Source organism: Calditrichota bacterium (genome assembly GCA_016867835.1).
GTDB lineage: Bacteria > Electryoneota > AABM5-125-24 > Hatepunaeales > Hatepunaeaceae > VGIQ01.
Genome location: VGIQ01000039.1, coordinates 1 through 22,081 on the forward strand (window position 1 = coordinate 1; position 22,081 = coordinate 22,081).

At 51.1% G+C, this 22,081-nt stretch carries 20 protein-coding genes; 18 read left to right on the forward strand and 2 right to left on the reverse strand.

Going from position 1 to position 22,081, the window contains the following annotated elements; all coding sequences use genetic code 11:
- The first annotated feature begins 104 nt into the window (after nt 1-104).
- The 14 genes from FJY67_05795 to FJY67_05860 all read left to right on the forward strand — a co-directional run bounded on the left by FJY67_05795 (nt 105) and on the right by FJY67_05860 (nt 15,206).
- Nucleotides 105-1,019 (forward strand): hypothetical protein, encoded by a 915-nt coding sequence (locus FJY67_05795; protein ID MBM3328970.1) that lies wholly within the window; start codon nt 105-107, stop codon nt 1,017-1,019.
- Nucleotides 1,016-2,458, forward strand: coding sequence for a hypothetical protein (locus FJY67_05800; GenBank protein MBM3328971.1), 1,443 nt, complete (start codon nt 1,016-1,018; stop codon nt 2,456-2,458). Before FJY67_05795 ends, FJY67_05800 begins: the two co-directional genes overlap by 4 nt.
- A gap of 6 nt (nt 2,459-2,464) precedes the next feature.
- The gene (gene alr, locus FJY67_05805) at nt 2,465-3,649 is read left to right on the forward strand and encodes an alanine racemase (GenBank protein ID MBM3328972.1); all 1,185 of its coding nucleotides are present in this window, start codon (nt 2,465-2,467) and stop codon (nt 3,647-3,649) included.
- A gap of 39 nt (nt 3,650-3,688) precedes the next feature.
- Nucleotides 3,689-4,753: a hypothetical protein gene (locus FJY67_05810; protein ID MBM3328973.1), complete on the forward strand. Its 1,065-nt coding sequence runs from the start codon at nt 3,689-3,691 to the stop codon at nt 4,751-4,753.
- Between the two features lie 4 nt (nt 4,754-4,757).
- Nucleotides 4,758-5,813: a GNAT family N-acetyltransferase gene (locus FJY67_05815; protein ID MBM3328974.1), complete on the forward strand. Its 1,056-nt coding sequence runs from the start codon at nt 4,758-4,760 to the stop codon at nt 5,811-5,813.
- On the forward strand, nt 5,810-6,619 hold the full coding sequence (locus FJY67_05820) for a polysaccharide deacetylase family protein (GenBank protein MBM3328975.1): 810 nt from the start codon (nt 5,810-5,812) through the stop codon (nt 6,617-6,619). The genes FJY67_05815 and FJY67_05820 overlap by 4 nt, the downstream gene beginning before the upstream one ends.
- Before the next feature lie 5 nt (nt 6,620-6,624).
- Nucleotides 6,625-7,740, forward strand: a complete 1,116-nt coding sequence (locus FJY67_05825) for a glycosyltransferase family 4 protein (GenBank protein MBM3328976.1) — start codon at nt 6,625-6,627, stop codon at nt 7,738-7,740.
- On the forward strand, nt 7,737-8,960 hold the full coding sequence (locus FJY67_05830) for a glycosyltransferase family 4 protein (protein ID MBM3328977.1): 1,224 nt from the start codon (nt 7,737-7,739) through the stop codon (nt 8,958-8,960). Before FJY67_05825 ends, FJY67_05830 begins: the two co-directional genes overlap by 4 nt.
- A complete protein-coding gene (locus FJY67_05835; GenBank protein ID MBM3328978.1) occupies nt 8,961-9,920 on the forward strand; it encodes a GDP-L-fucose synthase in 960 nt (319 codons plus the stop codon).
- Nucleotides 9,917-11,215, forward strand: coding sequence for a nucleotide sugar dehydrogenase (locus FJY67_05840; protein ID MBM3328979.1), 1,299 nt, complete (start codon nt 9,917-9,919; stop codon nt 11,213-11,215). The genes FJY67_05835 and FJY67_05840 overlap by 4 nt, the downstream gene beginning before the upstream one ends.
- Nucleotides 11,196-12,173 (forward strand): NAD-dependent epimerase/dehydratase family protein, encoded by a 978-nt coding sequence (locus FJY67_05845; protein ID MBM3328980.1) that lies wholly within the window; start codon nt 11,196-11,198, stop codon nt 12,171-12,173. Before FJY67_05840 ends, FJY67_05845 begins: the two co-directional genes overlap by 20 nt.
- Nucleotides 12,170-12,859 carry a sugar transferase gene (locus FJY67_05850; protein ID MBM3328981.1) on the forward strand — a complete coding sequence of 230 codons (690 nt, stop codon included), beginning with the start codon at nt 12,170-12,172 and terminating at the stop codon, nt 12,857-12,859. The genes FJY67_05845 and FJY67_05850 overlap by 4 nt, the downstream gene beginning before the upstream one ends.
- Entirely contained in the window at nt 12,856-13,890 is a 1,035-nt protein-coding gene (locus FJY67_05855) for an ATP-grasp domain-containing protein (protein ID MBM3328982.1), read from the forward strand. Before FJY67_05850 ends, FJY67_05855 begins: the two co-directional genes overlap by 4 nt.
- A gap of 176 nt (nt 13,891-14,066) precedes the next feature.
- Nucleotides 14,067-15,206: an aminotransferase class I/II-fold pyridoxal phosphate-dependent enzyme gene (locus FJY67_05860; protein MBM3328983.1), complete on the forward strand. Its 1,140-nt coding sequence runs from the start codon at nt 14,067-14,069 to the stop codon at nt 15,204-15,206.
- 170 nt (nt 15,207-15,376) lie between these two features.
- Here the strand turns inward: FJY67_05860 and FJY67_05865 are convergent, their stop codons facing one another.
- Together FJY67_05865 and FJY67_05870 are read right to left on the reverse strand one after the other, a co-directional pair.
- A complete protein-coding gene (locus tag FJY67_05865; protein MBM3328984.1) occupies nt 15,377-16,348 on the reverse strand; it encodes a phosphate butyryltransferase in 972 nt (323 codons plus the stop codon).
- Entirely contained in the window at nt 16,348-17,334 is a 987-nt protein-coding gene (locus tag FJY67_05870) for a phosphate butyryltransferase (GenBank protein MBM3328985.1), read from the reverse strand. Before FJY67_05870 ends, FJY67_05865 begins: the two co-directional genes overlap by 1 nt.
- Before the next feature lie 234 nt (nt 17,335-17,568).
- Between FJY67_05870 and FJY67_05875 the strand changes: the two genes are divergently transcribed.
- The 4 genes from FJY67_05875 to FJY67_05890 form a co-directional block, all read left to right on the forward strand.
- On the forward strand, nt 17,569-18,339 hold the full coding sequence (locus FJY67_05875; protein ID MBM3328986.1) for a hypothetical protein: 771 nt from the start codon (nt 17,569-17,571) through the stop codon (nt 18,337-18,339).
- Nucleotides 18,230-19,930, forward strand: coding sequence for a hypothetical protein (locus FJY67_05880; GenBank protein MBM3328987.1), 1,701 nt, complete (start codon nt 18,230-18,232; stop codon nt 19,928-19,930). The genes FJY67_05875 and FJY67_05880 overlap by 110 nt, the downstream gene beginning before the upstream one ends.
- Nucleotides 19,931-21,046 (forward strand): HAMP domain-containing protein, encoded by a 1,116-nt coding sequence (locus tag FJY67_05885; GenBank protein MBM3328988.1) that lies wholly within the window; start codon nt 19,931-19,933, stop codon nt 21,044-21,046. It begins immediately after the preceding gene.
- Nucleotides 21,046-22,081 (forward strand): sigma-54-dependent Fis family transcriptional regulator (locus tag FJY67_05890; protein MBM3328989.1); only part of this gene is annotated, 1,036 nt, incomplete at its 3' end. The genes FJY67_05885 and FJY67_05890, both read left to right, overlap by 1 nt.

Here is a 22,081-nt window from a genome sequence, read left to right on the forward strand (position 1 = left end):
ACGCAGAAACGACCGGACATAGTCCGGCGGTTCTTCAAAGCTCCCAAGGTCGCCTATGCCGCCTGAATGTGTCTATAATAAAATGACCCCATTAATAACTTGAAATGTCACCCGGTTTAATGACTTTTCGCAAGATATACTACAGCGGACTACTACCATTTAGAATGCGAATTGCGCATAGTTTTTTCCCGATGATGCGCCGTATATTCGTTTATGAGAGAGCAATATCGCTAAGAGCGACGATCGCGCTTGGCTATCGAGTTAACCTGAAACAGCCAAGGACCTTCAATGAAAAGATCCTATACCGCAAGTTGTTTAAATCGGATGATAGGCTTCCTGTCATTACCGATAAAGTCTGCGTTCGCGATTACGTTAGCGGAGCTGGATACAATGATATACTAAATGAAATCTATGGCGTATTCATGGATTCAAGGGACATCGACATCGACAAGTTACCAGACAAATATGTGATTAAGGCAAATTATGGAAGCGGCTTAAATATCTTCGTTTCCGATAAGAATAAGATGAGCAGAGACGAAATTCATGCGAAATGCACTTATTGGATGAAGTCACAAGAGCAAATTCTCGCAAACGCTACCGAAGTACATTATCGTGCAATCACACCTCGTCTTCTCGTAGAACGATTTCTGTCCAATCCTGAGGGCGATGAACTGAACGATTACAAAATATACTGTTTTCATGGTGTACCACACTTTATCAATGTGCATACAAAGCGGAGAGGACTTCCGATTAGTCTTATATTCGACACGACCTGGCAGCCAGCATCATTTTCAATCTATAATCGTCCTATAAGGATCGCAATCCACCCCCCTAGCGCTTTAGATCGTATGCTTGAAATTGCTTCACATCTCGCGTCTGGCTTCGACTTTTTACGTGTCGATCTTTACGCATTAAACTCAGGAGAGGTTATATTCGGTGAACTGTCCTACAACCCGGCAGGTGGCATTGCTTGTTTTTTTCCGAGGATATATGACCACCGTATTGGAGACTTGATGTGAACGTCAAGTTACTCGCATCTCAGATAAACAGGCGGCCAAGAGCAAAGGCATTGCAGACTAATGCTCGAGCAGAAATTGGTCAGAAGAAGTGGATTGTGTTACTGATTGTCTTGCTTTCACCTCTGGCCGGCCATTTGCTGAGAAAGATTCTCCCAGGTAATCCCGCAATCATCGAGGGAATATCGATAGTGCCTGTTGCCGTCTTTGGCATTTGGTCACTTCAGCAGAGACGCAAACTTCCAATGTGGATTGCGGGTCCACTAGTTATTTGGGCCGCAGTGCAATTTGTTTATGTTATTGTAGGGGGGATTGTTGCCGATCCCCGTGTTGCAGTCAGCGCCTTCGGATTGCGCATTCTTCCGCTCGTTCTTGCACAGGTTGCCTATGTATGTATAGAGGATCATAGAGATTTGAGGAAATTGTTGCTTGTGCTTGGGATTATGACGCCTTTTATGGCGGGAATATCAGTTTATGTTTCGATATTTGGTGACATGGCTCTTCCTACTATTCTTAGACCGGTGTCTATTATAGAGGAATTTGGCATTACCACGCTTAAGGGGTACTATTACACATCAACTGGTCTCTTTACAACCCCAACACAATTGGGATATTATGGATTTTCAGTGTTTATTATCACCCTTGCGCTGATGTTTAGACCCCATGAAAAATCACGGATATTGCTTTATGCATACTTAGTTTTTGGATTTATAATCCTCTACCTTAGTGGTCGAAGGATAATGACCTACAATGCAATTATATTGCTAATATTTACACTATCCTTCAAGCGTAACCGTATGACTATCATCACCTTGGGATTTCTTGGAATATTGCTATTGCAATGGATTGATGATAATACTGCCTTACTAACAACAAACGCTGATAAAAGGCTAGCCTACCTCATAAGACCAGACAATCCTGAAGAGAGTCTTGATGAGACTCTTGCGACGAGAGTCAAGAAGTATGGATGGGATAGGACATTAGCCGTATTGTCCGAAACCCCATTCGGAAGCTACCTCGGTAAATACGGACCAGAGGGGCGTACTTTCGCCGGTGTTAAATATAGTCAAACTGATTTCGGCTCAGTCATTGAAACCGGAAGCAACCAACTTGCTGCTGAGATGGGCATTATTGGAGCACTATCCATGCCAATATGCATGCTATATATTATCTACCAGATATTCAATCGATCAAAGGTCACGATAAATAGAAATACAATTAATGTGCTGAACCTTGCTTTTGCACTGCTGTTATTTGTTTTTTTGATAAAAGGTGGTACTTTTGCCGCAGGCTACCAAGTATCTGCTTTTTTTTATTGGGCGATTCCTGGTCTTTGCGCCAGCTTAATCTACGAAATTAGACCTAATACTAAGCCTGTAGCAAATAGATTAATCGGATCAAGACAAATTTATCAAAGAGTAGGTCGTAATGGGAAATTATAATTCAGTATGATAGAACACAATCACATACCCGTTGAAGGCAGACCCACTTATGCACTAATCGACTGTGAGGCTCTTAGGCAAAATCTCGATCTTGTGCGTCAACTTGCCAACGGTCGCAAGATAATGGCTATCGTCAAAGCAGATGCATATGGGCATGGTATGGTGGGGATTTCGCGAGAGTTAATAAGCGAGAGGGTTGACTTTCTTGGTGTAGCGATGCTGGATGAAGGGCTTCGTCTTCGCCGCCAGGGAATTACCCACCCAATTCTCGTGTTGGGTGGCATGCTTGAAGGTCAGTTTGAAGCCGCAGTGAAGAATAACCTCGACTTAACAATCTCATCTCGCGAGCAAGTTGAGCCTCTTGTTAGAGTTCTTGACAGCCACGACATGCAGGCTCATATCCATATAAAAATCGACACCGGAATGGGGCGCTTAGGCGAGCCTTGGACTTCTGCGCCCGATTTCTTTCATTCTGTTGCTTCGCACAGCCGTATCGAAGTTCGGGGACTTTATACACATTTAGCGACGACCGAGTCGCCCGATCCTGAATTAATGTTGAAGCAAATTGATCGATTTTCAGGAGTCATTCGCGATGCAGAAAGTTGTGGGATCTATCCTGAGTATATCCATCATGCCAATAGCGGAGCTTTGCTTCAATCAATCCACCATCCTTCACTCGAGGTGTCAAACATGGTTCGCCCCGGAATAATGTTATATGGATATCCGCCCGCCGCAGAAATGGAAAATCAGTTTGATTTGCAGCCTGTAATGACTCTTAAGAGCCATGTCGTCTTTTGCAAAATACCACCTGAAGGGATGAGTGTCGGTTATGGCGGTACGTATCTTAGCAAGGGTGAAAAATATATAGCAACATTGCCGGTCGGCTATGGCGACGGCTACCCCCGGCGATGTGGGAACCGCGCTTATTTGTGCCTGAATTCCCAACGAGTACCCGTGGTGGGCAATGTCTCAATGGATATGATTACAGTCGAAATCGATCAAGCATTTCTTGGCGATGAGGCAATGATATTCGGCCGCTCGAACGGGCAGTCCCTTTCGCTTTGGGAGTTGGCACAACAACTCGATACAATCCCTTACGAAATTCTCTGTGGGATCGCCCCTCGAGTCCCCCGGTTATTTATCAACAGTCGTGTTCAAGAGCAATACCGAGAAGATAGAGACTATCAATGATATATCCGTCACTAACCGATTCATATCAAGGTCTTCAACATGTCTGATAATGGAAAACACCTTTTTGACAGATTATTTGAGACTGCTCGCACGCTCCATTGGCCGATTTGGGCGCTTCGCCATCGGGAGGGATTACCGCTGTTTCGCGCGCTCCGTATGATCAGTCTCGGATTCATGCCGCGCAGTTATATTTTTTATAACTTTGCTCAGCATAAATCTACCAACTACCTCACTGATTTTCAACATATGGTCAGAGGTTATCGAATCGCACCGAGTCTTCGGATATATGCGGACAATAAACTTCTGTTAGAGAATCTGATTAAAGAGCGTATAAAAACACCTGAAACAATAGCACTGATATTTGGTAATAGACTCGTCGCCATTATGTACTGCGATAGAATCAAAAGGGCTGATGATTTGTTACAGATTGCCGGGGAAGGTAATGGATTGGTTCTGAAGCCGATCGACTCTGCCAACGGCGAAGGGGTGCATATTATTTCACAGGAAGGTGACAATTGGCTGTGGGATGGCACAGCGATGCATGCTGCGAGTATTGTTAAGTTGATTCATTCCTTGCGTGGGCATATGGTTCAACCAAGAATCAAACAAGCATCCTTTTCCGCAGCGCTCTATCCGCGAACGACCAACACAATTAGATTTCGCACACTAATCGACCCGCATGATGAGAAGGCTTATCTGCACGCTGCTTCGTATCGTATTGGAACAGCTTCTTCATACCCGGTTGACGCTTCGGTAGGGTTTATTGTCGCCAATATCGATCTTAAGACCGGCGTTCTCGGTCCTGGAAAAACCTATATTAAAAAGCCACCGCAATTGCTGACCTTCACTACCCATCCTGAAACCGGCGCCCCCATTGAGGGAGTGCATATTCCCGGCTGGCAAAAGATGGTTAGCGATGTAGTTGCGCTCGCAGAAAGCCTTAGTTTTATCCCCCTGCTCGGATGGGACGGCATTGCAACCGACGATGGCATCTGTATTATAGAAGCGAACTACAATCCCGGAATCATGACAGTTCAAGTTGATCACGGTGTATTGGAAGACGAACGCGTCCGGCGATTCTATACCCACTACGGAGTAATATAATGCAATGACGATTCCGAGCGCTGCTAATGTTAAAATATCTCATCTTGCGAGCGACCCGGAATTCACCTTCCACCGATGGGATCCTGACGACGTAAATGTGGTGAGTGAATTCCTGCCAGTTTTTTATGCCGCTTTCGGCACGCCGCAGGTTGCCTCAACTGACATTTTCCTTTGGAAGCACCGGGATAATCCTGCGGGAAAATCCATCGTCTATTTTGCTTGCGAGAATGTCTCTAATAAAGTCGTTGCAGTCCGGACCTTTGTGCCGCGTGTTCTCATTTGTAATGGTGTGTCCTATCCCGGCTACGAAGCATGTGAAGCATCGACGCACCCTAACGTCGCCCGTCGAGGTCTCTTCACGATGCTAATGAAACGCTGTCTCGAGGATGCCGAACTTGCAGGAGGATATTTTCTCTATGGGTATCCCAACTTCAACAGCCGTCCTGGATATTTGAAAGTCGGCGCGCGCGATATCGGCGGCATCAAACTGCTTTTGAAGCCGCTGAATTACCTTAATCTGATTGGCGCGATCTTGCGAGGAAGGAAGCGTCTTGGTCGAATGACGGCGGTAAATGTCAGCGAGGGGAGCAAATCGCAAGTGCGCGACATTCCTCCCGACTTAGGTTCGCTCCTTCAATTAAGGGAAGATTGGCGCGACATTTGGGCGGGGAAAAGGTGGGTTGAATTGCTCGAACATCGTCTTTGGCGCCATCCGTTTCATTCTTACCATCTGATTGATTTCGGTGCCGGCTGCGCGGTCCTTCTACCAGGTATGCGAGGTCCATTGCGCGAAATGAGGATCGTGGACATCTACCTTCGCGACATCGAATCCGCCGCGGTTGGAAACAGACTTGTCAAGGAGATTAAACGTAGATTTCGGATGGACTGCATCACGGCCTATATGACGACCTCGCACCCGCATTATTCAGTCTTGCATTCGGCCGGCTTCCTTCATGCTCCTTCGGATGGATCATTCTATACTTACACATTTAAGAACTGCCCGCCGGAACTTGCAGCGAAGCCTTGGGCTATCAGCGGCCTTGATTACGATACCCAGTGAGCGGTATAGCTTCCAAGAGGCTGCTTGCCGCCGTAGCAGGTCCATTCACCAGATTGTGCGGCGGCAGGATATTCAATTTCCACAGTGTTCATCCAACACATAGACTGGCGCATCGCCCCGATATTTTTCGCCAAGCAGTTGGTCTATTGCTGGCGTCCGGCAGAGAAATCGCCACGATTGCCGAGTTGGGTGATCGTTTGCGGCAGCATGAAGATGTCGGTTCCTGTCTGGCGATTAACTTCGACGACGGTTATGCAGACAACGTTGAGATTGCGCTGCCCATCCTCGTCGAATTCGGCGTCAAAGCCACATTTTTCATTGCCGCAGGCTGCATTCAGGCTGAGAAATGCGTTCCCGGTGGTGATCACCATTTTTACGACGATCTGCCAATGATGTCCATTGCACAACTTCGAGAGTTGCAGCAGGCAGGGATGGAAATCGGGAGCCATACCTTTAGTCATCGCTATATGCGAAATGACTCCCCGGAAATAGTCGAGTGGGAACTACGTGCGAGCAAGCAGTGGTTGGAAGACAAATTGGGAACCGCAGTCACCTCCTTCGCCTTTCCCAATGGCGAGGTGCCCCATAAATCTCGCGAGGTGCTGATTGCTACTGGATATCATCAAGCGGTTACTATGCAGTGGAACACGATCCAGCACAATACCGACCCCCTATTTATGCCTCGACAGATCATGGATCATTACGACTCACTTAAGGATGTAAGAGATAAACTTAACGGCAAGCGCGACTATATGCGATTCGTTCAGATGATCTCGTCTTATCACCGAAGAAAAATCGCCGTGTGAGGATTTTGGTTGACACGCTACCGAGGTGGAGCGGTGGAATTCTCGCCCATTTAAGGGGCGTATTTGGAGCAGATCATCTGCCGGACGACGTCGAAGTATTTCTGATAGGAACATCACGTTTACGTGACGCTATCGGAACCATTGATAGTCACGTTGTATTTGTCACTTTAGATGAAATGCCAGAGAGTCCGATTAGAATGCGTTTATGGCGTGAACACCGACTGCCGGATATATTCAGGCGCATGCAACCGGATATCCATTTCGGAGTGCAGGGAAATCTGGTCCCTTCAAGTATGCATGCGCTACGCAGTGTCATAATGTCACGTAATCTACAGCCTCATCTTTCAGTAGAACGCCGCCGACTACCGATCCTGAGCCGGGAGCGCCTGAGACTTGAATTGCTAAAGATGCTCTATCGCAAGACGTATCGTAAAGCTGACGGGATCATATTCCTATCCCAGTTTGCCAGGGAAATCTCATTGTCTGAAGGATTAGGCAATGCGGAAGCAGTGGTAATTCCCAATGGGCTATCGGATGCCATTCGCAAAGCGCCGGTCCGCGGGCATCTTACGTCTCCCGTCAGGCTTCTCTATGTCTCCGACTTTAATGAATATAAGTTCCAATGGGAGGTCGCACGTGCCGTCGATATGCTACGTCGTCGCACCAACATTGAAATTCATCTGCACCTTGTTGGCGGTAAGTCGCGGATCGGATGGCGGATTTTCGAGCGGGCGCTTACTGAATTGCGCCATCCCGACTGGATTACGGTAACGGAGCGCGTGAGCCCTGATAAGATGAATGACGTCTATCACAACGCCGATCTTTTTATTTTCGCATCCTCTGTTGAGACTTTTGGAAACGCTCTAATCGAGGCTATGGCAGCAGGACTTCCAATTGCTTGCAGCGATAAGCGTCCAATGTCCGATATCCTCGGCTCAGGAGGCGCATACTTTAATCCTGAAAATGCCGCTTCCATTGCCGATGCTGTTGAGCCGCTGCTCCTAAATGACGATGTCCGTTTTGCAAATGCCACAAGCGCCTACGAAAGGGCATTGTCATACACGTGGAAGAGGACTGCCGACCAAACCTTCGCTTTCCTGCGTAAGATCGCTGTTAAATGAGCACTTTGCCTGGTGGACGTAAAAGAAGGTTTATTCCCGATCTGATAATCCTGAACCAGAGCGCCGGTCAAATGGTCGCCGACCTGATTCTCGAACTCGTTCAGCGGAACAGGAAGGTCGCAATCCTAACCGGAGACCGAACATTTCTCCCCGGCATCGATCCAAAGATGGTCAACGTCTTATATGGAATCCCTTACCGGAGGGGCAATTTCCCCCTTCGGCTGAGCACATGGTTACTTTTCTCCCTGCATGCCTTCTTCTATGTATTACGTTTTCCACTTAGAATTCCGGTGATGACTTATTCCAATCCACCGTTTCTTCCCTGGATAGCATTGTTGCTTCGCTGGATGCACCGAAGCCCGTTTGCGGTATTGATTTGGGATATCTACCCCGATGTAATCGTTCAAATGGGGATTGTGAGCGCGAGCAACCCGCTAACGCGACTTTGGAAGTGGGCAAATCGCCTCGCTTATTCAAGATCGAGTGTCATATTCACCATCGGGCACAGGATGGCAGACAGGCTTGCCCGACAGATTCCGCGAGATTCATCGGTTTCGCTTCATGTAGTACAACTTTCCACAGATTTAGAGATGTTTCGCCCCTTGGCAAAGAACGAGAACCGTTTCGCTATTGCCCATGGTCTGGTAGAAAAATGTGTGATCGCCTATTCAGGCAATATGGGTATAGGTCACGACCTGGAGTCTATGATCGAGGCAGCATATCGACTTTCTGACCGCACCGATATCCAATTCTTATTCATCGGCGGCGGGCACAAATGGGAGATGATCAGCGGGCGTTTGAAGCAACAACCCGCGCCGAACGTAACGCTGCTGCCTTGGCTTGAGGTTAGTGAGACGCCCTATTCGTTTGCTTCGGCCGACATATTCCTCGTCTCGCTCGAAAGCGGGATGGAGGACCTTGCGATACCCAGCAAGACTGTCTCCGCACTTGCAGTCGGTGCTTACATTGTCGCTATAATGAATGCGGGATCGGAACTCGACGAGTGGTTCAACAAATTCCATTGTGGCGAGCGCGTCCCCCCTAAATCACCTGAAGTTCTCGAACAGACCATCAAGAGGCTGGCGGATGATAGAATTGACCTTGCTGAGGCAGGAAAACGGGCGCGGAAGGCTGCCGAGGAACTGTTCGACAGCAGACTTCGCGCCACCGAACTTGCCGGTATTCTCGATTGCAACTTATTGAATAAAATTGGAAATTGAATGAAACCTGATCGTTCTGCACGTATCCTTGTAACCGGCGGAAAGGGATTTCTTGGCTGGCATCTCTGTGAGCGGCTGAGGTTAGACGGCTATCAAAATGTTATTCCACTTTCAATCGAGGATTGTGATCTCTCTATTGCAGCGGAGGTAAATGCCTGCTTCAAACTCACCAATCCAGATGTTGTGATTCATCTTGCAGCGGCCGTGGGTGGTATCGGTGCGAATATTGCCCAAGCTGGCTACTTTTCCTATGCCAACACAATAATGGGCGCAAATATCATCGAGGCGTGCCGTATATTCTCGGTCCGTAAACTCGTCATCATCGGAACGATATGCCTTTACCCTGAGGATGCGCCGATTCCCACCCCTGAGAAGTCTATGTGGGATGGTTTTCCTGCGCTCGATACCGCTGCTTATGGTATCGCAAAACGCAATCTATGGGTGATGAGTTGGGCTTATAGAAAGCAATATGGCTTGAATTCGATCTTCCTGATACCGACGAACCTATACGGACCGGGAGATCATTTTGAACCAGACAAATCGCATGTTATAGCAGCGTTGATCCGTCGCATGTCAGATGCTACAAGAAATAGTCTGCCCGAAGTAGTCGTCTGGGGTGATGGAAGTGCTACACGGGATTTTCTCTTTGTAACCGACGCCGCCAATGGCATTGCATTAGCTCTCGAGCACTATAACGACGAGCGCCCGCTTAACCTCGGCAGTGGTTGCGAAACATCCATCAGAGAACTTGCTATTCTCATTGCGCGAATTTCCCATTATGAAGGTCGAATTGTATGGGACCAGACCAAGCCGACAGGAGCGCCCCGAAGATTTCTCGATGTTTCACGCGCAAACAAGGAAATAGGTTTTATCGCGGCGACCCAACTCGATGACGGGCTTAAGCAGACCATCGAATGGTTCGCCCTCCAATCAGAATTTCAACCGAAAGGTGATTTGTGAATCAGGACAATCGTGTCTGTATTATGGGTATGGGGTATGTCGGATTGACGCTTGCCACTGCCATGGCAGATCGCGGATTCGAAGTAGATGGCATTGAAGTCAATCCCACAATATTAGGCAAACTCAATCAAGGCGGTGCACACTTTTATGAACTGGGACTTGACGTTATGCTGCGTCGTGGAATGAGGAGTGGCAACCTCCGCTTTTCCGGAAAAATCCCCCAAAAGGAAGCCCACGACCTCTACATCATTACAGTCGGAACTCCGCTCGACGCAAGACACGAGCCTCGACTCGATATGGTGGAGAACGTCGCGCGAGAGATTGCCGCCAATATGCGCGACGGCGCAATGGTGATACTTCGCTCAACTGTTCGTATCGGCACCACACGTAAAATTGTGAAACCCATCCTCGAGGCCACCGGTAAGTCATTCAATCTCAGCTTTTGCCCCGAGAGGACGATAGAAGGCAAGGCACTGGAAGAACTCTTCCAATTACCACAGATAGTTGGCACCGACGAACGTGCAACCGTGATTCGCGCTGCAAATATCTTCCACCGCCTCACTTCATCGGTCGTGCCAGTTACAAGTTATGAATCGGGAGAATTGATCAAGTTGCTCGACAACTCCTACCGCGACCTCTTTTTTGCTTTCGGCAATGAAGTGGCGTTAATGGCTGAGAGCCTGGGGATCGATGGACGAGAGGTTATTTCTGCGGCGAATCAGTTCTACGTCCGCACCAACATCGCGCTGCCCGGCTTTGTCGGAGGGCCTTGTCTCGAGAAGGACCCCCACATTCTGGTCCACTCTATGAAGGACTACAACTTCATCCCGCGCCTGGTCCAACTCGGCAGACGCACCAACGAAGAGTTAGTTACGCAGGTGTTTCACAAACTTGACGGCTGGCTTGTGAACCGTCACAATCCGACAATATCACTTCTTGGCCTCGCGTTCAAGGGCCAGCCCGATACCTCAGACCTGCGTGGTTCGATAGCGCTGAATTTCATTGAGATGATCCGCAACACCTATCCCAAAGCCCGCATTAAAGGACATGACCATATTGTCCCGCGCGAAGACATCGAGCGGCTCGGGATCGAATGTGTGTCCGAGGATGAGGCATTTCGCAACACTGACGTGGCAATGATCCTCAACAACAACAGACGCTATTCATCACTTGACATCGAAGCGATGGCGACATTAATGAATCGCCCGGGATTGATATACGACGTCTGGAATATCTTCACTCCATCAATTGTACTTCCTGCAGGGATCAAATATCATGCCCTCGGCAAAAAATAATCGCATTCTCGTTACCGGGGGCTCGGGCTTTCTCGGCTCTTATCTCGTCAAGGCTTTGGTCGATCGCGGTGACCTCGTTCGGATTCTGGACAACAACTTCCGTGGCTCCGCATCGAAGTTGGGGCACTATATGGAACAAGTCGAGTTCGTCGAAGCGGATATTCGGGATGCAGGGAGCGTCAAAGCCGCAATAGAGGGGATCGATACAGTTTGTCACCTTGCCTTCATCAACGGGACGCGCTATTTCTATGAACAGCCGGAACTGGTCCTTTCGGTTGGGCTTATTGGCACACTGAATGTGCTGGAGGCTTGTAAGGAGGCTGGTGTCGCCAACTACATATTTGCTTCGAGTTCGGAGGTCTATCAGACACCGCCTTATGTCCCCACCGATGAAAGAGTGCCGATGTCCATCCCCGATCCGACTAATCCGCGCTATTCTTATGGTGGATCGAAACTCATCGGCGAAATTCTATCCTTCAATTTCGGCCGGGGACGATTCCGAACTGTTGTCTTCAGGCCGCACAATGTTTACGGTCCGGATATGGGCTACGAGCATGTCATACCCGAACTTGCGGTCAAGATATCCCGGTTACTCCAAGACTATCCAACCGGCGAAATCCCTTTGCCTATTCAAGGAGACGGAAGAGAGACTCGTGCTTTCTGCCATGTGCGCGACTTTACCGATGGCCTCTTGCGCGTGATCGACAAGGGTGAAGACCAGAATGTTTATCACATCGGTGTGGATAACGAAGTCAGCATTCTCCAACTGGTATTGCAGATTGGCAGGGCGCTGGGACGTGACATCCGCGTCATCCCCGGCGAGATTCGCCCCGGTGGCACTCCCCGCCGCTGTCCCGACATCACCAAACTTCGTGGGCTTGGCTACAATCCGGTTGTGTCGCTTGAGCAGGGCGTTACGGAGACAGTGCAGTGGTATCTAAAGGCGATGGCTGGATGAGCAACCGGGCGACAAGCGACTATGAAACCGTCCGCCCCCCCGTCTGGAGCCGATCCTATTGGCTCGCCAAGCGGGCTTTCGACCTGACGGCTGCGCTGATGGCGCTGATTGTCCTGTCGCCGCTGATCGCCATCCTCGCGGTAATGGTAAGGGTCAAACTCGGCTCACCTGTCATCTTCAGTCAAATACGTCCAGGACAGTTCGAAAGGACTTTCACGCTTCATAAGTATCGCACGATGACCAATGCGACCGACAGTGAAGGACGTCCGCTGCCCGACGCCGACCGCCTCACCCCTTTCGGGCGCTTCCTCAGAAAGACCAGTCTTGATGAGTTGCCCGAATTGTGGAATGTCGTGAAGGGCCAGATGAGCCTCGTCGGGCCCAGGCCGCTGCTGGTCGAATATCTACCCTACTATACCGAACGCGAGCGCATCCGGTTTCAAGTGCCTCCCGGCATCACCGGGATTTCCCAGATCTCAGGCCGAAACCTCCTAAACTGGGACGACCGGCTCGAACTCGACGTGCAATATATCGAGCGAGCGTCTTACCTCACCGACCTCAAGGTGCTCTTTAGCACGGTTGGCGCTGTCCTCTTCAGCCGCGGCGTGGCGACCGATTCCCGCCAGGTTGAACCTTCACTCGCAACCTTCCGGTCCGGATTGAAGCAGGAAATCAGTTTCTCATGAACGTTCTTTTCACTTGCGCCGGTCGCCGCAATTACTTATTGCAGTATTTTCGTGAGGAACTTCCGTCTGGCAGCAAGATTATCGCCGCAGACGCAAGCCCTTTTGCGCCGGCGCTCGCGGACGCAGATATAGGTTATATCGTTCCGGAATCTTCGAGCGACAATTATATTGACATTTTGCTTGATATATGCATGAGGGAGCGGGTGGCATTACTGATACCCTTGAACGATCTGGAACTTCCGATATTGGCTGAAGCACGGGATCGTTTTCTTTCGCTTGGAACATTCCCGTTGGTTTCCGAGCGAAGTGTCATCGATATTTGTGGCGACAAGTATGTTACAGGTGCATTTTGTGCGCGTAATGGAATTAACTATCCCCACACGATGCTCGATATTGATGAGACGCTGGCTGCTCTGGAAAAAAACATTGTTACTTTTCCACTTATTATAAAGCCGCGTTGGGGAAGTGCTTCGATCGGCATACAGACTGCAAAGGATCTTAAAGAACTTGGGACTTCATATGCGCTTGTAAAGCGACAAATTGAGTCCTCGCTGCTTAGGCACTTTGGCGACGGTCGGACTGAAAGCAATATTCTGATCCAGCAGAAGTTGATTGGTACTGAGTATGGACTCGATGTTATCAACGATTTAGCGGGAGAAAACAGGGGGGTTGCTATACGCAGAAAAATAACTATGCGCGCGGGCGAAACCGATAGGGCAGAGATAGTTGAAAACGATGCCATATACAGGATAGGCGTCACAATAGGCAGATTTCTGCGGCACATTGGTAACCTTGATTGCGACATATTTGTTGTCGGTGAGGATATATTTCTTCTTGAAATGAATCCACGTTTCGGCGGTGGGTACCCCTTCTCCCATTTTGCCGGTCTAAATCTTCCTGCTGCCTTAATAGCCTGGGTGCAGGGACAACCTGAGTCGCCCGGACTTCTCAGGGCGACTCCAGGTGTTATCTCAGCTAAATGTGACCGCTTGGTAGGAATTGACAATAGGAAATTAAATTATGCGTATTAGGCAGAATGTCCATTTCGTTGTTAAGAAGTATTTGTGCACATCCTGTGGCATGTGCGAGGGTATATTCCCAAAGAACGCAATCATTGTGGAGTATTTCCGATTTGGGAATATTACACCGTTTGCATCCAAGCATTGGTTCCGAAGACTCGATATAAATCATTAACAATCAAGTAAATATGCCCCCATCACGAATCTACCTTTCACCTCCGCACATATCTGATGAGGGCTACGAACTCGAGTTCATGAAGGATGCCTTCGCTTCCAATTGGATTGCCCCGCTTGGCCCTCACGTTGACGCGTTCGAACGGGAGTTTGCTGTTTGGCATTCAATGCCTTACGCCGCCGCGCTCAGTTCCGGCACTGCCGCACTACATCTGGCGCTGATCCTGTTAGGCGTGCAGCACGGCGATGAAGTCATTTGCTCCACATTCACCTTCTCAGCAACCGCCAACGCTATTTCCTATGTCAACGCCAAACCGGTGTTCATCGACAGCGACGCTGCAACCTGGAATATGAGCCCCGACTTGCTCGCAGATGCGCTTAGGCACAAAGCAGCACAAGGCAAGCTCCCCAAAGCCGCCATCATTGTCGACATCATCGGGCAAAGTGCCGACTGGAAACCGCTCACCGCAATATGCGAAAAGTTCGGCGTCCCCATAATTGAGGATGCCGCAGAAGCCCTCGGCGCAACATACAACGGAAAGCAGACCGGCAGATTCGGAAAATTGGCTGCCTTCTCCTTTAACGGCAACAAGATCATCACCACTTCAGGAGGAGGGATGCTCGTTTCAGATGATGAGGAACTTATCAAAAAAGCCCGCTTCCTTTCCACTCAGTCGCGCGATCCCGCAATCCATTATGAGCACTCCCAAATCGGTTACAACTACCGCCTAAGCAACGTGCTGGCAGCGATCGGTCGTGGCCAGTTGAAAGTCCTGGCGCAGCGCGTCGAGCAAAAACGCGCAATATTCGACTATTATTCCCGTTCCTTAAGCGACCTGCCCGGCATCGAGTTTATGCCCGAACCGAAAGGATTCCGATCCACACGCTGGCTTACATGTTTAACCGTCGATCCTGCGAAGTTCGGCGCCGGTTGGCAAGACATATATACCGCTCTCAACGCGCTAAACATCGAATCGCGCCCCCTCTGGAAGCCGATGCACCTACAGCCCGTGTTTGCGGATTGTGAATTCGTTGGCGGCAGCGTATCCGAGAGTCTGTTTGCGAACGGCCTCTGTTTACCAAGCGGGACGGCATTGAGGGAGGATCAACTTGAGCAAATATGCGACATTGTGCGCAAGAGGTGTCGTGCGTGAGTTGAGAGTGGGAGATTGTTGACGGGGCGTGATTACTTGATCTTGGAGGGCGGGATTAATCCCGCCCTCTGATCGTTATAGGGGGGTGCAATTCGTTCACGTCACGTCCCCCCCTCTACGGGGGGACTGTAGAGGGGCTTGAGGAATCTTTCAGTATCCTCCCATTCATTTTAGGAATATTTGGACTTGCGCCCGGCCATAATGATCGCGAGGGCGATGGAATTAAGGATGTTTTCCGGGCTTTCACTGCGCGACGTGAGGATGATCGGAAACGGCGCCCCGGCTATGACTGAAGCCGAACTTGCACCGCAGAGTGTAATAAGCGACTTGAATAGAACGTTGCCGACGTGAATGTTATTGACTATGAGAATGTCAGCCAGCCCTGCCACCTTGCTCTCCATCTTCTTCTTTTCCACCGCTTTCAGATTGATTGAAAGGTCCAGCGAAAGCGGCCCGTCGATTGAGACTCCCTTCGGAAACTGCCCCCGTTCACTCATCTTGGCAATGATCGCCTCTTCCAATGCCACTGGCATGCCAGGTGTCACTGTCTCCACAGCCGCTAGTAGCGCAATCCGCGGGTCCTTGATGCCGAGTTGACCGGCGAATTCGACGACTCGTTCGATCAATCTTAGTCGTCCGGTCAAATCGGTCTCGACGATAAGAGCGCAGTCGGACAGCAGCAACAATCGCTCAACAGTCGGCACCTTCAATGCGACGATATTGGTCCAAAAATCCCCCGACTTTCTCAGTCCGAGTGCAGGATCGAATAAGGCTTGAAAGAAGTCGCGTGCCAGCAATCGCCCTCGCATCAGGATGTCGGCACGGCTTTGTTGAACCAGTTTAGCTGCCTTTGCAGTCGCGACCGAATGATCCTTTTCCGGAATCACCTTCCAGTTGGACTTGCGTTCGCCAAGTTCTGTAAGATATTCTGTAATATGTCTTTGGTGCCCGACCAGGATCGGCTCGATCCAACCACGGCGGCGAGCAATTTCCAGGCCCTGCAGCGACAAGCGGTCTTCGCCAGACGCTACGACGACGCGAAAGGGGCCTTCGTTGGAAATGCGCCCTTCTGCTGCCGTAATCAGGTCGTCCAACGTCCGGCAGCGCCCGGCGAAAGGCAGGCCAAACTTGATAGGAGACATTAGCGCTTTAAGAAGTGTGAGACCAGAACCGCCAAGGCTATCGAGGAGAGTTTGTTGAAAGCCGGATCGGCTCGAGAGACAAGGCTAATCGGAACTTTGGCGCCTACAATAACGCCAGCGAAGGCGGCACCGCCGAATTGGATGAGAGATTTTGCCAGGATGTTGCCTTCCTCAATAGAGTCGGCCACAACGACGTCGGCCTGTCCGGCAACAGTCGAATCGATCCCTTGCTGCTCTACTGCAGGCGGCCAGACTGCGGTGTCGAGGCTCATCGGACCGTCGATGTCGCAGTGCTTGATTTGGCCCCGCTGCGCCATTTTGGCGAGAGCGGCTGCGGCAAAGGTCTCAGGAAATGCCTCAATTACATGATCTATGGTAGTAAGGACCGCTACCCGCGGTCGCTCGATGCCTAATGCCCGACTCACCATGACGGCATTGCGTATGATCTCGACCTTCTGTTCAAAAGTGGGCTTGATGACCATACCGCCATCGGTTACCGCAAGCAACTTCGGATAGCGTGACGGCGATAGGATGGCCGTATGCGATAGAAGCCCCTTGCGTCGCAGACCATATTTCTGCTTCAACAAAGACTTCAGTAATTTCGAGGTGGGTAGAATCCCCTTCATTACGATGTCGGCGGACCGATCTGCCACTGCTGCTGCAGTCGCCTCTGCAGATTCCTCATCGCCCGTGGTCGGAACTACCATTAGGCCGGTGGATTCACCGGAATGCTTTGCAATCAGTTCACGAATTCGTATCTCATCGCCAAAGAGGAGACCGTCGGCAATCCCTTCGCGATGTGCCGCGATAACGGCTTCTATGGCAGCATCGTCGTGGGCTGCTGCTACCGCAACCCGGCAGGGACGGGCAGACAAACTACTCACCTCTCGTGCCCGAGCGATGATATCCGGCATCGTTTGGAGAAGTGGCAGAGGAGGACGCCTGACGGTTCCGGCGCGCTTGATAGTGATATGGGGATGTCTCATTTACTTAGGTCCGGTGTGGTCTTTCATGTTGAACGCCAATCAACCCGCCGAGGCCATAACTAATATATCGCCTCTGCATCAGATGGGCAACGGCGGTTTGGGAGGCAGCGAAGCGGTTGGATTCATTGGTGAGATGTCGTATCTTCTCCTGATGTCTTCCCGTGTTCAATTGGACTGCACGGACCCTGACAATCCGCGGATCGTCAGGTATCCTGCCTTGAATGGAGAAGTTGCGTGAAAGTGCGCTTCTTCGGCATCTTTGCCCTCAGTCTATCTCTCCTCTTGTTCGAACTGACGCTGGTGCGCGTCTATTCGGCAACGCTCTTCTATCATTTTGCTTTTATGGCGCTTTCGGTAGCGATGTTAGGTCTGGCGGCAGCCGGTCTCGTAGTCCATCGCTATCCGACGCACTTCCAGGCCGAAGACTTGGGACGGTGGGGTGCCCGTTACACCGCTCTCTATGCAATTTCAGTTCCGGTTGTCCTCTTTATCGCATTCCGAATACCGGTAAATGCTTATTTGCCGCCCAATCAGATCGGCGGCAAGTTAGCCGTAATTTACATCCTCTCCGCGATTCCCTTCGGCTTCGCGGGCCTCGTCGTCAGCGGTTTATTCGCGTCCCGCCCTCGTGAAATCGGAGCTCTATACGCTTGGGATTTGGTAGGCGCTGGTCTCGGAGCCCTAACTGTCATCCCCTTGCTAAACTGGGCGGGAGGCGAATCAGCCGCGTTCTACATAGCGCTCATCGGGCTTGCTGCCGCGCTCTGCTTTTCTACAGGACGACGCCAAATTGTAGTGGTGTTGCTTGGCCTCCTGATACTCACGGCCGGCGTGACGAACGACCGCTTTGGTTGGCTAAAGATCGTCTATAGCAAAGGACAGCGGATGTCGGGGCTTGACGTTCGGTATCCCGTTCAAGCCCGGAACCGATGCAGTCTATACCTGGTGTCCATCGCCGCGCTATCCGCTGCCGATAATGGAACACCTCAGTCTCCTGATCGATGACGGCGCCGCCACACCGGTTCTCCCCTTCGACGGCCGCAACCTCGCACCTATCAACTACCTTATCTACGACCTGACGTCGCTGGCGCATCGCCTGAAGGGCAATGGCGAGACGCTGGTAATAGGGTGTGGCGGAGGGCGGGACGTCTTGACCGGGTTGATCACCGGAGCAGAGCGCATCGACGCGGTCGATGTCAATCCCCTCATCTTTGATGCCATGAATAATGCGCTGGGGCAGTTCAACGGCTATCTCTACAAGCATCCCAAGGTGCGGGCCATCGTCTCCGAAGGTAGGGCTTTCGCAAGACGTAATCCCGGCAAGTATGACCTCCTGCAGGTGGCGATGATCGACACCTGGGCTGCGACCACTGCCGGAGCCTACGCTTTAAGCGAAAACAACCTCTATACCGTAGAAGCCTTCGAGGATTATCTGCGGGCGCTCAAACCGGGCGGAATCTTCTCGTTTACAAGGTTCTTCTTCACGCCGCCGCGCCAAGCTCTGCGGCTGGTGTCGCTCTACCTCGAAGCAGCGAGCCGTCTTGGCATCGAACGCCCGGATCAAGGCATTCTTATAGCCAGATACGAGAGTCTTGCAACGTTGATCTTCAAAGGAGAACCCTTCACATCCGATGAAATCAACCGCTTCCGGCACGACATAGCCGATCTCGGCTTCGAACTGGTTTACGCCCCCGACGCCCGCCCCGACCCCCATTTTCGCACGCTCATCGAATCCAGGAACCGGGAAGCCTTCTACGCCTCCTACCCTTTCGACGTGTCACCCAGTATCGACGAGCGACCTTTCTTCTTCAATATGTTGAAAATGAAGGACTTCCTTAGAGTCTTTGAGATCCGGGAAGGGCAGAAGTTCAACTATTATGCAACCTATACGCTACTCTGGCTGTTGATACTTTCCATCGCATCGACTCTTCTGGTAATCTTCCTGCCGCTACTCGTTTGGGGAGAGCGGATAAGTGGTTTGCCGGGGCGAGGCTGGCTGCTAACCTACTTTGCCGGTATTGGCCTGGCCTATATTATGATCGAGACGGTGCTGATTCAACGTTTCATGCTGCTGCTTGAGAATCCGGTCTATTCCGCTGGTGCGGTGGTAGCATTGATGCTCATCGCCAGCGGATCGGGAAGTCTGTTCTTCTCCCCAAGACAAACGTCCGATTTCAAGATCATAGGCAGCAGGAAGTTCGAATGGCACGTTCTGGCTTTTGCTGTCATCGCTCTCTTCGCTATGCTGCATATCTTTCAAGGTGCATCGATCAACTCATGGGCGTTGTCGATGCCGATGGGCGTTCGGGTAGCATTGATTGTCCTGCTTCTTCTGCCGCTCGGTTTTGCAATGGGGATTCCCCTGCCGGCCGGGATGCAATTTGCCGCCCCGGGAGGACCTTCCACAATCGCCTGGTGTTGGGCTGTGAATGGCGCAGCAAGCGTTGTCGCGTCGCCCTTTGCGGTAGCCCTTTCGATGGGACAAGGTTTTCGAGTCTCGCTTACCTGGGCCTTTATATTCTACGGCATCGCATTTGGTGCGCTTATGATGTTACGGCTAACTTACCACCAACCGATCGAAAGAACGGTTGATTAGATGTCCGGTTCGCTACGCACCCGAATACTGACATCGCTTGCCACTGTAGCAATCCTGGCGATCCTGCTGCTAAATGTGCTTTTTGACCGGTATCTCATCCGGCAGCGCCGCCAACTTGAAGATGGACGGATTACAATTCTGCAAGCCGGTGAGGTGCTCGAGCGGACCCGCATGCTGCTTGTCGGATCGTCGGTGGTGCTGGTCTTGATCGTAGGCGGGACTGCATTTCTGGTCCACTTTCGTTTCGTCAAGGGTTCGATCCGGCGGATCAATGAAGGGATCGCAGCTCTCGAACGCGGCAGGTTCAAGACCCGTATAGAAACCGGTCGTAACGATGAACTTGGCTCGTTAGCCGAACGTATCAACCGCCTCGGCGACCGACTCGAACAGATGCGGCAGGAACTCGAATCCTCTCATAAAGCCGAGTTGGAGCGTGCTGAAAAGATGGCACAGGTGGGGGAACTTGCTGCCTCAATAGCGCACGAGATCAAGAACCCGATTGCCGGTATTTCAAGCGCCATGCAAGTCCTTATCGCTGAACTGCCGCAGGGCGATGAGCGGGCGCAGATATTCGAGGAAATCCTGCATCAGACGAGCCGCATCAATCGGGCTGTGAACGACCTCCTCTCATATGCCCGGCCAACGTTGCCCGAGTTCGCGGTCGGTAGTCTAAACGATCCGATTCGTAGAGCACTCACTCTGCTTGAAGCACAGCGGCGCGAAGCGCATATTGAATTGAATGTAGATCTCGATTCTGAACCTCCACCGGTGCTACTGGACCAACAACAGATGAGTCAGGTCTTCCTTAACCTCTTCATAAACGCAATTCAGGCTATGCCGGATGGTGGATCTCTGATGATCAAAAGCGGCCTTGACGAGGATTTCGTCTTCGCTACCGTTGCCGATACCGGATCCGGCATTCCCAAAGAGATAATGCTCGATATCTTCAAGCCATTCTTCACCACCAAGCACCAGGGCACCGGGCTTGGACTCTCTATTTGCCGCTCGATTGTCGAGAATCATTGCGGCCATCTTACAGCAGAGTCTGACCGGGGTCTGGGGACGACTTTTAAGGTAACCTTGCCGGTGCATGGTCGCAGCATAGAGGCAGTCTAATGAACGGCGTCAAAGTCCTCATTATAGATGACGAGAAGCTGATCCGATGGTCACTGGCGAAGAATCTTAAAACCTTGGGCTATACCGTCGAAACCGCCGACTCGGGAGAAGACGGGCTTACCCGACTCGACTCATTTGCCCCCGAGGCGGTCATCCTCGACAACAAACTTCCCGGTGTGCAGGGTATAGACTTGCTCGTCGAGTTACGCGCCCGCGATCCCCGGCTGGTCGTCCTCTTCATGACCGCCTTTGGGACGATTGAAACCGCTGTCGAAGCGATGAAACGGGGCGCCTACGATTACATCAACAAGCCGTTCGTCTTCGAAGAGGTCAAACAGCAACTCGAGAAAGGCTTGCAGATGCAGCGCCTCTCGAGTGAAGTTTCCCGCCTGCAAGTCGTCGAGCAGCGGCAGTTCGACACCGGCAACATCATCGCCGAGTCGCCCCAGATGCGGGAAATCCTGCTGCTGGTTGATAAGGTCGCCCGTAGTGAAGCGCCTACGGTGCTCCTGACCGGTGAGTCGGGCACCGGCAAAGACCTCATTGCCCGGGTCATACATCAGCGCAGCCCCCGGCGCAGTCGTCCCTTCGTAACTATCAACTGCGCGTCCTTGCCCGAGACGCTGCTCGAGAGCGAACTCTTTGGTCACGAGAAGGGCGCCTTCACCGACGCCAAGCAGATGAAGAAAGGGCAGTTTGAACTGGCGTCGGGTGGAGTGATCTACCTCGACGAAATCGGTGAGATTCCCCTCGGCTTGCAGGTGAAGTTGCTCCAGGTGATCGAAAATCGTGTTTTCCGACGGGTAGGAGGCGTCAAGGACATTCGGGTCGATGCACTCATCGTCGCCGCAACGAACATCAACCTCTCGGCCGCGGTAGATGCCGGGATGTTCCGGCGCGACCTCTTCTACAGGCTCGAACTGATACCGATCCACATTCCCCCGCTGAGAGAGCGTCGGGAAGACATCGTTCCCATCGCCGAGTTCTTCATCCGTAGGTTTAACGAAGACTTCCACAAGCGTTTTGCCGGACTTA